The organism is Mycobacterium szulgai (assembly GCF_002116635.1).
In the GTDB taxonomy this organism is placed as follows: domain Bacteria; phylum Actinomycetota; class Actinomycetes; order Mycobacteriales; family Mycobacteriaceae; genus Mycobacterium; species Mycobacterium szulgai.
Window position 1 is genome coordinate 220,811 of sequence record NZ_LQPW01000031.1, and the last position, 13,149, is coordinate 233,959.

11 protein-coding genes are annotated in these 13,149 nt (G+C 67.3%); 7 read left to right on the forward strand and 4 right to left on the reverse strand.

Annotation, left to right across the window (positions count from 1 at the left end; all coding sequences use genetic code 11):
* Nucleotides 1-3 precede the first annotated feature (3 nt).
* The 3 genes from AWC27_RS08140 to AWC27_RS08150 all read right to left on the reverse strand — a co-directional run bounded on the left by AWC27_RS08140 (nt 4) and on the right by AWC27_RS08150 (nt 2,555).
* Complete coding sequence (locus AWC27_RS08140; protein ID WP_085670003.1) at nt 4-1,350, reverse strand: ABC1 kinase family protein; 1,347 nt, start codon at nt 1,348-1,350, stop codon at nt 4-6.
* Nucleotides 1,351-1,437: 87 nt separating this feature from the next.
* A complete protein-coding gene (locus AWC27_RS08145; RefSeq protein ID WP_085670079.1) occupies nt 1,438-2,010 on the reverse strand; it encodes a DinB family protein in 573 nt (190 codons plus the stop codon).
* Between the two features lie 23 nt (nt 2,011-2,033).
* On the reverse strand, nt 2,034-2,555 hold the full coding sequence (locus AWC27_RS08150) for a DinB family protein (protein ID WP_085670004.1): 522 nt from the start codon (nt 2,553-2,555) through the stop codon (nt 2,034-2,036).
* 22 nt (nt 2,556-2,577) lie between these two features.
* Between AWC27_RS08150 and AWC27_RS08155 the strand changes: the two genes are divergently transcribed.
* The 5 genes from AWC27_RS08155 (at nt 2,578) to rplL (ending at nt 9,510) form a co-directional block, all read left to right on the forward strand.
* Entirely contained in the window at nt 2,578-6,753 is a 4,176-nt protein-coding gene (locus tag AWC27_RS08155) for a glycoside hydrolase family 38 N-terminal domain-containing protein (RefSeq protein ID WP_085670005.1), read from the forward strand.
* Complete coding sequence (locus AWC27_RS08160) at nt 6,750-7,367, forward strand: DUF7158 domain-containing protein (protein ID WP_085670006.1); 618 nt, start codon at nt 6,750-6,752, stop codon at nt 7,365-7,367. The genes AWC27_RS08155 and AWC27_RS08160 overlap by 4 nt, the downstream gene beginning before the upstream one ends.
* Complete coding sequence (locus tag AWC27_RS08165) at nt 7,367-8,287, forward strand: ROK family protein (protein ID WP_085670007.1); 921 nt, start codon at nt 7,367-7,369, stop codon at nt 8,285-8,287. Before AWC27_RS08160 ends, AWC27_RS08165 begins: the two co-directional genes overlap by 1 nt.
* 211 nt (nt 8,288-8,498) lie before the next feature.
* Nucleotides 8,499-9,089: a 50S ribosomal protein L10 gene (gene rplJ / locus AWC27_RS08170; protein ID WP_085670008.1), complete on the forward strand. Its 591-nt coding sequence runs from the start codon at nt 8,499-8,501 to the stop codon at nt 9,087-9,089.
* A 28-nt stretch (nt 9,090-9,117) separates the two neighbouring features.
* Complete coding sequence (rplL, locus tag AWC27_RS08175) at nt 9,118-9,510, forward strand: 50S ribosomal protein L7/L12 (protein ID WP_083112869.1); 393 nt, start codon at nt 9,118-9,120, stop codon at nt 9,508-9,510.
* A gap of 53 nt (nt 9,511-9,563) precedes the next feature.
* Here rplL and AWC27_RS08180 read toward each other — a convergent pair whose 3' ends face one another.
* Entirely contained in the window at nt 9,564-10,235 is a 672-nt protein-coding gene (locus AWC27_RS08180; protein WP_085670009.1) for a TetR/AcrR family transcriptional regulator, read from the reverse strand.
* 129 nt (nt 10,236-10,364) lie between these two features.
* Between AWC27_RS08180 and AWC27_RS08185 the strand changes: the two genes are divergently transcribed.
* Nucleotides 10,365-11,879 carry a carotenoid oxygenase family protein gene (locus tag AWC27_RS08185; protein ID WP_085670010.1) on the forward strand — a complete coding sequence of 505 codons (1,515 nt, stop codon included), beginning with the start codon at nt 10,365-10,367 and terminating at the stop codon, nt 11,877-11,879.
* 118 nt (nt 11,880-11,997) lie between these two features.
* Nucleotides 11,998-13,002, forward strand: a complete 1,005-nt coding sequence (locus AWC27_RS08190; protein ID WP_083112867.1) for an ABC transporter ATP-binding protein — start codon at nt 11,998-12,000, stop codon at nt 13,000-13,002.
* Nucleotides 13,003-13,149 lie beyond the last annotated feature (147 nt).

Below are 13,149 nucleotides of genomic sequence, written 5' to 3' on the forward strand. Positions count from 1 at the left end.
CCCTTACACCTCAATATCAGATTGATGCTCGCGACTGACTTCGACCATAAAGTTGGCGAAGTATCCGGTCAGTTGCGGGTCGGACATCATCTGCCATTTCGGTGCCAGCAGCTTCATATACCGCTCGACGTAGAGGAACTGCTTGCCGATGAGCACCAGCTCGCGGGGCAGCTTGACGTCGTACGCGTCGGCCAGCGTCGACAGCTGGCGGCCGATGTCGGCATACGACATATCGCCCAGTGTCTGCATGGTCAGCGGCGTGGCGAACTTCTCCAGGTCCTTGGCGGCCTGGGCCTCGGGCTTCATGGTTCCCACGGCGCCCATCAGTACGACGATCTTGCCTGCGGCGGCGTGGTCCTTCTTGACCAGCAGCGCGTACACCAGCTCGCGCAACAGCCAGCGGGTGCGCGGGTCGATGCGGCCCATGATCCCGAAGTCGAAGAACACGATGCGGCCCTGGTCGTCGACGTAGAGATTGCCCGCATGCAGGTCGCCGTGGAACAGCCCGTGCCGCAGACCACCTTCGAAGACCGAGAACAACAGCGCCTTTACCAGCTCGGTACCGTCGAACCCCGCTTTGCGGATGGCAGCGACATTGTCGATGCGGATGCCGTGCACCCGTTCCATCGTCAGCACCCGCTCGCCGGTGAAGTCCCAGTGCACATGCGGCACCCGGATGTTCTTACCCAGCGGCGAAGAATGCAGGTGCGAGACCCAGGCTTCCATGGACTGCGCCTCTAGCCGGAAGTCCAGCTCCTCGGCCAGGTTATCGGAGAAATCGGCCACCACATCTTGGGCCGAAAGCCGGCGGCCGACTTTGGCCAGCTCGACGGCCTGCGCGAAACGCTGCAGGATCTGCAGATCGGCGGCCACCCGGCGGCGGATGCCCGGCCGCTGGATCTTGACGACGACTTCCTCGCCGGTCTTGAGTGTCGCGTAGTGGACCTGGGCGATGGACGCCGAGGCAAACGGTTCCTCGTCGAAGCTGGCGAACAGGTTGGCCGGCTCGTCGCCGAGTTCCTCGATGAATAGTTTGTGGACTTCGTCGGTGTCGGCGGGTGGCACCCGGTCGAGCAGGCCGCGGAATTCGCGCGACAGCGATTCGCCGAATGCCCCGGGACTGGACGCGATGATCTGTCCGAATTTGACGTACGTCGGCCCCAGGTCGGCGAAGGTCTGCGGGATCTCCTTGATCACTTTCTGCTGCCACGGGCCTTTGCCCGGGAGGTTGGTGACGACGCGGGCCGCCGTGCGGGTGACCTGCCATCCGGTGACGGCTACCCGGGCCGCTTCGACCGGTAACGGCACCCGATCCAGCTTGGCCACCTCGCGGTGTCTGGTGGAACTCATTCCAGCAGTGTGCCAAATCCGGGCAGCCAATTCCCAATTCGCGTGAGCCCGCTCACGCCGGAAATTCCAGCCGATAACCCCGTCGGATTAGCTTTTCTTCCAGGGCGTAAGCCACGGCTGCGGTGCCCAATTCTCCAGGCCCGCGATCAATTCGTACATGGTGGCGCCGTCGATGGTTTCCCGGACGATGTCGGCGTGCCCGGCGTGGCGGGCAAGTTCATTGATCACATGCAGGATTACCCAGCGCACCGACCAGGCATCGAGGTCCTTCGGGAACCACGGAATGTGGTGTGGGACCGGAACCGGGGCATCTAAGTCCGCCGTCTCCACCAGTCGCAGCGACTGCGCATTCTGGTCTTCGAACGCGCGCAGCAGACCGTCGAGTGTCTCGTCGGCCCGCATCACGTGCTCGTCTTCGCGCGACTTGGCGATCTCTTCGAACGACCGGCTGTCCCTGGGTGGCTCGGCGGGGGCGGCGGCGACGCGCGCCATCCAGTTGCTTTGCATGCCGGTGGCGTGCTTGATCAATCCGCCGATCGACAATGCGCTGGCCGATGGAGCCGACCGGGCCTGCTCATCGGTGAGGCCGTAGGACACGGCGAAATAGGCGCTTTGGTGATAGGCCAGAAACTCGCGTAGCGCACTGCGTTCGTCGGCCACGGGCGGGGCAAGGGCGGGCATGGTCAATCCTTTCGTTGATGTAGGTACAGGTCCCGAAGGCAGGCGATTTCGGCGCCGTGGTGGATCGCTTCGCGATTGATGTGCAGGATCAGTTCGCTCAGCGAGTGCTCGGCGTAGGGACCTTCGGCCGGGCCGCACGGGCGGCCCAGATCGGCCGTCGACAATGACCGCACGCCGGCAATCCACGTCGCGTAGCTCTCGTCGAGCTGCTGCAGCGCGGTCGCCGCGTCGGTGGCGTACTGCCAATTCTGATAGTCGGCGGGCGGTCCCGCGAAATGGTTGTGGTTGCGCATGGCGAACACGCCGACGATGACGTGCGCCAGCCGCCAGGCGATGGTGGTGAACGGCACCGGGCTGGGTGGTGGGAATGCGAAGTCGATCGAGCTGTCGCGATGGATGGTCCAGCAGTTGGGCACCGGCTGCCAGAAGTACTCGGCATCGGTGAGCCCGTCCAGGCGGGGGCGCAGTTGCGCGCGCCAGTGCCAATCGAGCTGGTCGGCCAGTTGGGTGGTCAAATCCGCCATAACCCGAGCGTAAGGTGCTGGCATGCAGGTGGTTTCGGCCGAGTCGACCGAACTCTTCGTTGGTCCGCCCCAGGCTCCGGTGCAGCTGGCGCGGGTGACGATCACCGACTGCACCGAGCCGGCAGCTATCCGCATCGAAGGTGATGGTCTGCGTGGCGAGGCGGTCGCCGCGCCCGGGGCAGCGGTCGTCGAGGTCGCCGTCATCGTCGAGCAACCCCTCGTCGGCCAGCGGCGGGCCGCGGTCGTGCACGCGGGCGGCAACAGCACTGAAACCATCCCGTTCGAGTTCACCGTGGCCGAGCCGGGGTGGACGATGTTCATGGTCAGCCACTTCCACTACGACCCGGTGTGGTGGAACACCCAGGGCGCCTACACCAGCGAGTGGACCGAAGAACCGCCGGGCCGCGCCCGCCAGACCAACGGCTTCGAGCTGGTGCACGCGCATCTGGAGATGGCGCGGCGCGAACCGGAGTACAAATTCGTGCTGGCCGAGGTCGACTATCTCAAGCCGTACTGGGACACCCGGCCCGAAGACCGCGCCGACCTGCGCCGGTTCCTGGCAGAAGGCCGCGTCGAAGTCATGGGCGGCACCTACAACGAACCCAACACCAACCTGACCAGCCCGGAGACGACGATCCGGAACCTGGTACACGGCATCGGGTTTCAGCGAGACGTGCTGGGCGCCGACCCGGCCACCGCCTGGCAGCTCGACGTGTTCGGCCACGACCCGCAGTTCCCCGGCCTGGCCGCCGACGCCGGGCTGACCTCGAGTTCGTGGGCCCGCGGGCCGCACCACCAATGGGGGCCCGGACAGGGCGGCGATATCGACCGCATGCAGTTCTCCAGCGAGTTCGAGTGGATATCGCCGTCCGGGCGGGGCCTGCTCACCCACTACATGCCGGCGCACTATTCGGCGGGCTGGTGGATGGACTCCGCAGCCTCGCTGACGGCGGCCGAACAAGCCACCTTCGAGCTGTTCTGCCAGCTCAAGCGGGTCGCGCTGACCCGAAATGTGTTGTTGCCGGTGGGTACCGACTACACCCCGCCGAACAAGTGGGTCACCGCTATCCACCGCGACTGGGCGGCGCGCTACACCTGGCCTCGTTTCGTGTGCGGGCTACCGAAAGAGTTCTTCGCGGCGGTGCGCGCCGGGTTGGCGCAGCGCGGTCAGCAGCCGTCGCCGCAGACGCGGGACATGAACCCGATCTACACCGGCAAGGACGTGTCCTTCATCGACACCAAGCAAGCCAACCGGGCCGCCGAGAACGCGGTACTGGACGCCGAGCGCTTCGCCGTGTTCGCCGGGCTGATCGCGGGAACCGAGTACCCGCAGGCGGCGTTGGCCAAGGCCTGGGTACAGCTGGCCTACGGCGCCCACCACGACGCCATCACCGGCTCGGAGTCCGACCAGGTCTACCTCGACCTGCTGACCGGCTGGCGCGACGCGTGGCAGCTCGGGTGCGCCGCCCGCGACAACGCGCTGCAGCTGCTGTCCGGCGCGGTAGCCGGCCCGCATGACTCGGTCGTCGTGTTCAACCCGCTGACTCATCAGCGCACCGATATCGTCACCCTCCGGCTCGACCCGCCGCTGCAGACGGGGTTGCGGGTGATCGATGCCGACGGCACCGAGGCGCCCGCGCTGGCCGAGTACGACGGGCGGTCGATCACCTGGCTGGCGCATGAGGTGCCATCGCTGGGCTGGCGGGCATACCGCCTGGTCCCGGCCGATAGGGGACCGGGCTGGGCACCGGCAGCGGGATTCGAGATCGCCAACGAGCACTATCGGCTGGTTGTCGACCCGGCACGCGGTGGGGCGGTGGAGTCGTGGACTCAGGGCGAACGCCAGCTGATCGCCGAAGGTCGGGTGGGCAACGAGCTTGCGGTCTACGAGGAATACCCGGCGCACCCGACGCAGGGAGAGGGACCGTGGCATCTGTTGCCTAAGGGACCGGTGGTCGGTTCCTCGGAATCGCCGGCCCGGGCGCAGGCTTATCACAGCCCGCTCGGTCAGCGGCTCGTCGTACAGGGCCGGATCGGCGACGTGCTGCGCTACACCCAGACCCTCACCCTGTGGCGCGGCGTCGCGCGGGTCGATTGCCGAACCACTATCGACGGGTTCGCCGGGCAAGACCGTTTGTTGCGAGTGCGCTGGCCGTGCCCGGTGCCCGGCGCGATGCCGGTCAGCGAGGTAGGCGACGCCGTCGTCGGCCGAGGTTTTGCCCTGCTGCACGACGGCGAGCGTTCGGTGGACACCGCCCAGCACCTGTGGACACTGGACAATCCGGCCTACGGCTGGTTCGGGTTGTCCAGCGCGGCGCGCGTGCGCGCCGGAGACGCTTGGCGCGCAGTTTCAGTGACCGAGGTGGTCACACCCGGCGAGGCGGTGTCCGGCCCAATGGCGCGCGACCTGATGGTCGCGCTGGTGCGGGCGGGGGTGACGGCCACCTGCAGCGGCGCGGACAAGCCACGCTACGGCCACCTCGACGTCGACTCGAACCTGCCGGACGCGCGGATCGCGCTGGGTGGACCCGACCGCAATACCTTTACGAAAGCCGTACTGGCACAAGCTGATCCGGTGTATACCGCGGAACTGGAGCGTCAGCTGGCCGCAAAGGGCCGGGCCAGGGTATGGGTGCCGGCGGGTAGGTCGCTGGCGGCGGTCTGGCAGCCGGGTGCCGACCTGCGTGCGGCGCTCGCGCTGCCGGTACTGGTGATCGACGGCCGCGACGACAGGACTCTGGCGGCCGCGATCGCCGCGGTGGTCGATGATCTGGGCGACGCCGAAATCCACCTGGACCAACGGGTGCCAGCCGCTATGGAACCATTCGAAGCGCGCACGGTCGCGCTGCTCAACCGCGGCGTGCCGAGCTTCGCGGTCGACTCCGAGGGAACCCTGCATACCGCGCTGCTGCGGTCGTGCACCGGCTGGCCGTCGGGTACCTGGATCGACGAACCGCGCCGCACTGCACCCGACGGCTCGAACTTTCAACTCCAGCACTGGACACACGATTTCGACTACGCGCTGATCAGCGACGAAGGCGACTGGCGAGCGGCCGGCATTCCGGTCCGCAGCGCGCAGTTCTCCCATCCGCTGCTCGCGGTGACTCCGCGGCAGCGACAGGCAAAGCTGCCGCGGATCGGCTCGCTGTTGCGGATCGAGCCGGCCGACCGCGTGCACTTGGGCGCGCTGAAGGCGGCCGGCAACCCACTCACGAAAGGCAGCGCCGCGCCCGTCGACCCGGGCGCGGTGGCACTGCGCCTGGTGGAAACGACCGGCGCAGCAACTCGCGTCACCGTCACCTCCGACCTGGGCAAGGTCGCCGCAATCCGGTCAGCTGACCTGTTGGAACAGCCTCAGCACCGCAAGAAGGCCATCGACCTGCACGGCTACCAGGTCGCCACCGTGCTGGCCCGGCTCGACGTTCCCGAAGTGCTTGCCGCTGATGGCGCTGCTCTTGCGCCGCAATCCGAGCCGGCCCAGCCCCTGTACGCGCGTTATTGGCTGCACAACCGCGGCCCCGCGCCGCTGGGTGGTCTGCCGGCGGTTGCTCATCTGCAGCCCCATCAGGTCAGCGCCCAGCCGGGTGGCGATCTGGTGCTGCGCCTGACCGCGGCCAGTGACTGCACAGATACCCCGTTGAGCGGCGCGGTAGCGGTCGTGTGTCCAGAGGGCTGGTCGCTGGCGCCCACCGAATGGCCGTTCACGCTGCGCGCCGGAGAATACCTGGAAACCGATGTGGTGCTGGGGGTTCCGGCCCGCGCCCGGCCGGGGCTGTACCCGGTTCGGGCGCAGCTGCGGATCACCGGCGAGGGCCTACCGGCCGCGTGGCGACAGACCGTCGAGGATGTCTGCGTGGTGGCAATCGGCGTGGACCACGCCGCACTCGTCTACCTCGTCGACGGGCCTGCCGACGTCGAGGTAGACGCTGGCCGCCCGGCGCGTCTGGCCGTCACAGTGGGCAACCATGCCGGCGCCGACTTGGCCGTGGAGGCGCACCTGATCAGTCCCTGGGGTACCTGGGAGTGGATCGGTCCGGCCGCAGTCGGCGCCATTGTGCCGGCGCACGGGATGGCCGAACTCGTCTTCGACGTGAGCCCGCCGGCCTGGCAGCGGCCCGGCCAGTGGTGGGCCCTGATTCGGGTGGCCGGTGCGGGCCGGCTGGTCTATTCGCCGGCAGTAAGGGTGAGCGTGAGGTGAGTAGTCATTTGGTCGCCACCGTTGCCGGCACCCCGATCGCTGTCGGGGAAGTCGACGCGCGGGAGGCGCGACTGCGTGCCGGCCCGCGGGCCGCTGCCCTGCCGGCCAGCGGAACCAGCGAAGGCAGGCAATTGCGGCGCTGGCTGACGCAACTCATCGTGACCGAGCGCGTGGTCGCCACCGAGGCGGCCGCGCGCGGGCTGACCGCGGCGGACGCACCGGCCGAGGCCGAACTGTTGCCCGACCTCACGGCCCGGCTGGAGATCGGCAGCGTAGCCGCGGCGGTCCTGGCGGACCCGTTGGCGCGCGCGCTGTTCGTCGACGTCACCACCGAAGTGGCGGTGTCCGACGCCGACGTGTGGAACTACCACACCCGCAACCCGATGCGGTTCGCCGCGGCGCGTCCCGGCGGCCACGGTTGGCGCACCGCGCCGCTCGCCGCGCCGCCACTGGACCAGGTGCGTGTGGTCATAACCGAGCACCTGCGCGGCGCCGCGTGCCGCCGCGACTTCCGGACCTGGCTGGACGCCCGGCGAGCCGTGCTGGTGCAATTGGCTCCTGGCTACGAGCACCCCGGCGATCCCCGTCAACCCGACAACACCCACCGACACTGATGCTGACCCTCTGCCTCGACATCGGCGGCACCAAGATTGCCGCCGGCCTCACCGATGCCGAGGGCGCGCTCATCCACAACGCCACCTGTCCCACTCCGGCCGGCGGCGAAGCCGAACAAGTCTGGGCCGCCGTCGCAGCCATGATCACTGACGCCCTGCGCGCGGCCCACGGTGTTGTCGCCGGCGTGGGTATCGCCTCGGCCGGGCCGGTCCATCTGGACAGCGGAACGGTCAGTCCGATCAACGTCAAATGCTGGCGCGGCTTTCCGCTGCGGGACAGGGTCGCGGCCGCGGTGCCCGGAGTGCCGGTGCGCCTGGGTGGCGACGGCGTGTGCATGGCACTCGGCGAGCACTGGCGCGGGGCCGGACGCGGTGCGCGATTCATGCTGGGCATGGTGGTGTCCACCGGCGTCGGCGGCGGGTTGGTGCTCGACGGCGCTCCATACGACGGGCGCACCGGCAACGCCGGCCATGTCGGCCATGTGGTGGTCGAACCGGGCGGCGAACGATGCGCGTGCGGTGGCCGCGGCTGCGTCGAGACCGTGGCGTCCGGGCCGTCGATGGTGCGCTGGGCGCGGGCCAGCGGCTGGGCCGCGCCGCCGGGCGCGGGCGCCAAGGAGCTGGCCGAATCCGCCGGGGCCGGGGATGCGGCGGCGCTGGCCGCTTTTCGCCGCGGCACTACCGCGCTGGCGGCAATGATCGCGTCGGTGGCCGCTGTGTGCGACCTCGACCTCGTGGTCATCGGCGGAGGAGTGGCCAAGTCGGGAGCCCTGCTTTTCGGCCCGCTGCGCACGGCACTGGCCGACTACGCCGGACTGGACTTCTTGACCGGGCTGCGGGTGGTGCCGGCCGGGCTCGGCGGCGACGCGGGTTTGATCGGCGCTGCCAGGCTCGTGCACAGTGCGCCCCGTTTTGGCTGATCGCGGCGGCCACGCTATTGTGATTGCCGATCCACCGAAGACCGTCGGTCACCGAGCAATCGGTTGAAGGTCCGGGAACATCCCGGCGGCCCACGCAGGAGGACGAGGCAGTAATGCCGGCGTACCCGCCGGCCCATATTTACGCCCCGGCCATTCCTGCGCCGGGGCGTTCGTCGTTCTCAGGCGTTCTCACACTTTTCAGGAGGCATGCATGGCCAGGTCTGACAAGGCCACCGCCGTTGCAGACATCACCGAGCACTTCAAGGCCTCGACCGCGACCGTCATCACCGAATACCGGGGCCTGTCGGTTGCCAACCTGGCCGAGTTGCGCCGGTCGCTGGGGGAGTCGGCCACCTACGCGGTAGCCAAGAACACCCTCATCAAGCGAGCGGCCTCAGAAGCCGGTATCGAGGGGCTCGATGAGCTGTTCGCCGGGCCCACGGCGATCGCGTTCGTCACCGGAGAGCCGGTCGACGCGGCCAAAGCCCTCAAGACCTTCGCCAAAGAACACAAGGCGCTGGTCATCAAGGGCGGCTACATGGACGGTCACCCATTGACCGTCGCCGAGGTCGAGCGCATCGCCGACCTGGAATCCCGCGAGGTGCTGCTGGCCAAGCTGGCCGGCGCGATGAAGGGCAACCTCGCCAAGGCCGCGGGGCTGTTCAACGCGCCCGCATCGCAGATGGCCCGGCTGTTGGCCGCCCTGCAGGAAAAGAAGGAATCAGAGCCAGCCGCAGCAGCACCGGCAGTCGAGACGCCGGCCCCCGAAGCACCGGCTGCAGAACCAGCATCAGCCGAATAACCCGTAAGAACCAGGAAGGACCCACACCATGCCCAAGCTCTCCAGCGACGAACTGCTTGACGCCTTCAAGGAAATGACCCTGTTGGAACTCTCCGACTTCGTCAAGAAGTTCGAGGAGACCTTCGAGGTCACCGCGGCCGCTCCGGTCGCCGTCGCCGCCGCGGGTGCCGCACCGGCCGGCGGCGCCGCCGAGGCCGCCGAGGAGCAGTCCGAGTTCGACGTGATCCTCGAGGCCGCCGGCGACAAGAAGATCGGCGTCATCAAGGTGGTCCGTGAGATCGTCTCCGGTCTGGGCCTCAAGGAGGCCAAGGACCTGGTCGACAGCGCTCCCAAGCCGCTACTGGAGAAGGTCGCCAAGGAAGCCGCCGACGAGGCCAAGGCCAAGCTCGAGGCCGCCGGCGCCACCGTCAGCGTCAAGTAAGTCAACTACACGAAAGCCCCCGGGGGCCCCGGGGGCTTTCGTGTGCCCGGGTTTCACCCAGAGCCGAACGCCCCCCGCAGCGACTGCTTTGCCTGCTCGGGTGAATCGCCCAGGGCGACAAGCAGGTTCGTGACCATCGAGCCGAGCACCGATGCGACGGCCGCTCCCTCGTCGCCGATGAAACCGGCCAGTTCCAGCATCACGAAGCCGTGCATCGTTGCCCAGAACTGGCAGGCCGTGGCCACCACCGCTGCATCGGACTCGGGCTGGGTTATGCGGCCCGCCAGCATCGACCGGTGCACCCCGCGCACCACGTGCGCGAAACTGGGGTGGTGCTCCTCGATCTCAGTGAGGGGCAGGGTCAGCACGTTGCGAGTCGGTGCGTTGATGCCGTGCGCGCTGGTGCTGCCGAACATCAGGCGGTACATGTGCGGCCGCTCGATGGCATAGCGCCGGTAGGCGGCACCGGTGGCCACTAGGTCGGCGACCGGATCATCGGTCTGGGGCAGGCTGAGCGCGGCGTCGAATTGCCGTAAACCCTCCTCGGCGACCTCGGCGATCAGCTCGCGCATTCCGCCGAAATGGGTGTATACCGCCATCGTGGAGGTGCCGGCGGCGCCGGCTATCTTGCGGGTTTGCAGCGCGTCGGGCCCGTGTTCGTGCAGCAGGCGGACCGCGGCGTGCAGCATCTCCTCGCGAACGCTGCGTGGCGTTAGCGAAGTCATCTCCCCGGTAGTCGCTTCAGCCGCCTCTCTAGACATCTCTCCAGACATCTCTCTCGACATATTGCCATCTTCTCATCGGCGGCGTACCGTGCCATAACAGCGTAATAACAATGTTATAGGAGCTCAGCCATGACGGCCATGCAGACCGCTGAATCCGCGAACCCCTATCTCGACGGCTTCCTGGCGCCGGTCAGTACCGAAGTAACCGCTACCGATCTGCCGGTCACTGGGCACCTTCCGGACCATCTAGACGGACGCTATCTGCGCAACGGTCCCAACCCGGCCGCCGAGGTCGACCGGGCCACCTATCACTGGTTCAGCGGCGACGGAATGGTGCACGGGGTCGCGCTGCAGGGCGGTCAGGCGCGCTGGTACCGCAACCGCTGGGTGCGCAGCCAGCCCGTCTGCGCCGCACTCGGCGAGCCGGCGCCCGCACGGCTCAACCCGCGCGCGGGCATGCTGTCCCTGGGGGCAAACACCAATGTGCTGACGCACGCCGGACGAACTCTGGCGCTCGTCGAGGGCGGCGTCGCCAACTACGAACTCACCGATGAGCTCGACACCGTGGGAACCTGCGACTTCGACGGCACCCTCACCGGCGGCTACACCGCCCACCCGCACCGCGACCCCCGTACGGGCGAGCTGCACGCCGTGTCCTACTCGTTCGCCCGCGGGAAAAGCGTGCAGTACTCGGTGATCGACACCCGGGGGCGCGCGCGTCGCACGGTGGACATAGAGGTGAGCGGGTCGCCGATGATGCACGACTTCTCGCTGACCGACAAATATGTGGTGATCTACGACCTGCCGGTGACATTCGACCCGGTGCAGCTGCTGCCGGTGAAGGTGCCGCGCTGGCTGGGGCTGGCGGGCCAGCTGGCGATGCAGTCACTGGTCGGACGCGTGCGCGTACCCGACCCGATCGCCGCGAGGGTCAACCGCAACATCAAGCCGTCCGACCGCATGCCCTACGCCTGGAATTCCGACTATCCGGCACGGATCGGGGTCATGCCGCGCGAGGGTGGCAACCGGGACATGCGCTGGTTCGACATCGAGCCCTGTTACGTCTACCACCCGCTCAATGCTTACTCCGAGGTGCGTGACGGCTCTCAAGGAAGCGCTGAGGTGCTGGTCCTCGACGTCGTTCGTTATGCGCGGATGTTCGACCGCGACCGGCGCGGCCCCGGCGACACCCAGCCGTCGCTGGACCGCTGGACCATCAATCTGGACACCGGCGCGGTGAGTACGCAATGCCATGACGACCGGTCGCAGGAATTCCCGCGGATCAACGAGACGCTGTTGGGCGGCAAACACCGGTTCGGCTATGTGCTGGGCTTCAACGGCGGCTACCTGTCCGGCGGTGCATCCGAGATGTCCACCTCGCTGTACAAGTACGACTACGCGACTGGATCCAGCCAAACCGCCGCGCTCGACCCCGCCCTGCTGCTCGGCGAGATGTCATTCGTGCCGAATCCGGAGAGCAAGGCCGAAGACGACGGCATCCTCATGGGCTACGGCTATCACCGTCAGCAAGACGAAGGCCAGTTGCTGTTGCTGGATGCCCAGACTTTGGAGCCGGTTGCTACGGTGCATCTGCCACAACGAGTCCCGATGGGCTTCCACGGCAACTGGGCGCCCGCGGGCTAACGGACCAACAGATCGTTACCTCGGCAACCCTGATGTCGGGCGCCACCCGTGCGCTACAGTGACTCAAGCCACAAAAAGGGGCAGGTGGCGGATACGCGCGACGGCGGAAGGATTTCCCATGGGCGTCAGCATCGAGGTCAACGGACTCACGAAGTCGTTCGGATCCTCGAGGATCTGGGAAGACGTCACGCTCGAGATCCCCGCCGGGGAGGTTAGCGTGTTGCTGGGCCCCTCGGGTACCGGCAAGTCGGTGTTCCTCAAGTCCCTCATCGGTCTGCTGCGACCGGAGCGCGGTTCGATCATCATCGACGGCACCGACATCATCGAATGCTCGGCCAAGGAACTGTACGAGATCCGCACGCTGTTCGGTGTGCTGTTCCAGGACGGCGCGCTGTTCGGTTCGATGAACCTCTACGACAACACCGCCTTCCCGTTGCGTGAGCACACCAAGAAGAAGGAAAAAGAAATCCGTGACATCGTCATGGAGAAGCTGACCATGGTGGGTCTTGGTGGCGACGAGAAGAAGTTCCCCGGCGAGATTTCCGGCGGTATGCGCAAGCGTGCCGGTCTGGCCCGCGCCCTGGTGCTCGACCCGCAGATCATCCTTTGTGACGAGCCCGACTCGGGTCTGGACCCGGTGCGTACGGCCTACCTGAGCCAGCTGATCATGGACATCAATGCCCAGATCGACGCGACCATCCTGATCGTGACGCACAACATCAACATCGCCCGCACGGTGCCCGACAACATGGGCATGTTGTTCCGCAAGCACCTGGTCATGTTCGGGCCCCGCGAAGTGCTGCTGACCAGCGATGAACCGGTGGTTCGGCAATTCCTCAATGGCCGACGCATCGGGCCGATCGGTATGTCCGAAGAAAAGGACGAGGCCACCATGGCCGAAGAGCAGGCCGCGCTCGACGCCGGTCAGCACGCCGGCGGTGTGGAGGAAATCGAAGGCGTGCCGCCGCAGATCGTCGCCTCGCCCGGTATGCCGGAGCGCAAGGCGGTCGCCCGCCGCCAGGCCCGCGTCCGCGCGATGCTGCACACGCTGCCCAAAGACGCCCAGGCGGCGATCCTCGACGACCTCGAGGGCACTCACAAGTACCAGTCGCACGAGTTCTAAAGCACTTCGCTCAGCGTGATTGCGTGGGGTTCCCGACGTTTCAGCGCGCCGGTCACCAGATGATTTTCCGAATAACTCGCAATAACTTGGTGTAACTCGCCGCCCCTCCTCTTGACGCCGGAGCCTAAACGGGTCAATCTGTTGGGC

Coding starts and splice junctions, on each gene's coding strand:
- AWC27_RS08140 (WP_085670003.1), bottom strand. CDS start 1,350: ATGAGTTCCACCAGACACCGCGAGGTGGCCAAGCTGGATCGGGTGCCG.
- AWC27_RS08150 (WP_085670004.1), bottom strand. CDS start 2,555: ATGGCGGATTTGACCACCCAACTGGCCGACCAGCTCGATTGGCACTGG.
- AWC27_RS08155 (WP_085670005.1), top strand. CDS start 2,578: ATGCAGGTGGTTTCGGCCGAGTCGACCGAACTCTTCGTTGGTCCGCCC.
- AWC27_RS08165 (WP_085670007.1), top strand. CDS start 7,367: ATGCTGACCCTCTGCCTCGACATCGGCGGCACCAAGATTGCCGCCGGC.
- rplJ (WP_085670008.1), top strand. CDS start 8,499: ATGGCCAGGTCTGACAAGGCCACCGCCGTTGCAGACATCACCGAGCAC.
- rplL (WP_083112869.1), top strand. CDS start 9,118: ATGCCCAAGCTCTCCAGCGACGAACTGCTTGACGCCTTCAAGGAAATG.
- AWC27_RS08180 (WP_085670009.1), bottom strand. CDS start 10,235: ATGACTTCGCTAACGCCACGCAGCGTTCGCGAGGAGATGCTGCACGCC.
- AWC27_RS08185 (WP_085670010.1), top strand. CDS start 10,365: ATGACGGCCATGCAGACCGCTGAATCCGCGAACCCCTATCTCGACGGC.
- AWC27_RS08190 (WP_083112867.1), top strand. CDS start 11,998: ATGGGCGTCAGCATCGAGGTCAACGGACTCACGAAGTCGTTCGGATCC.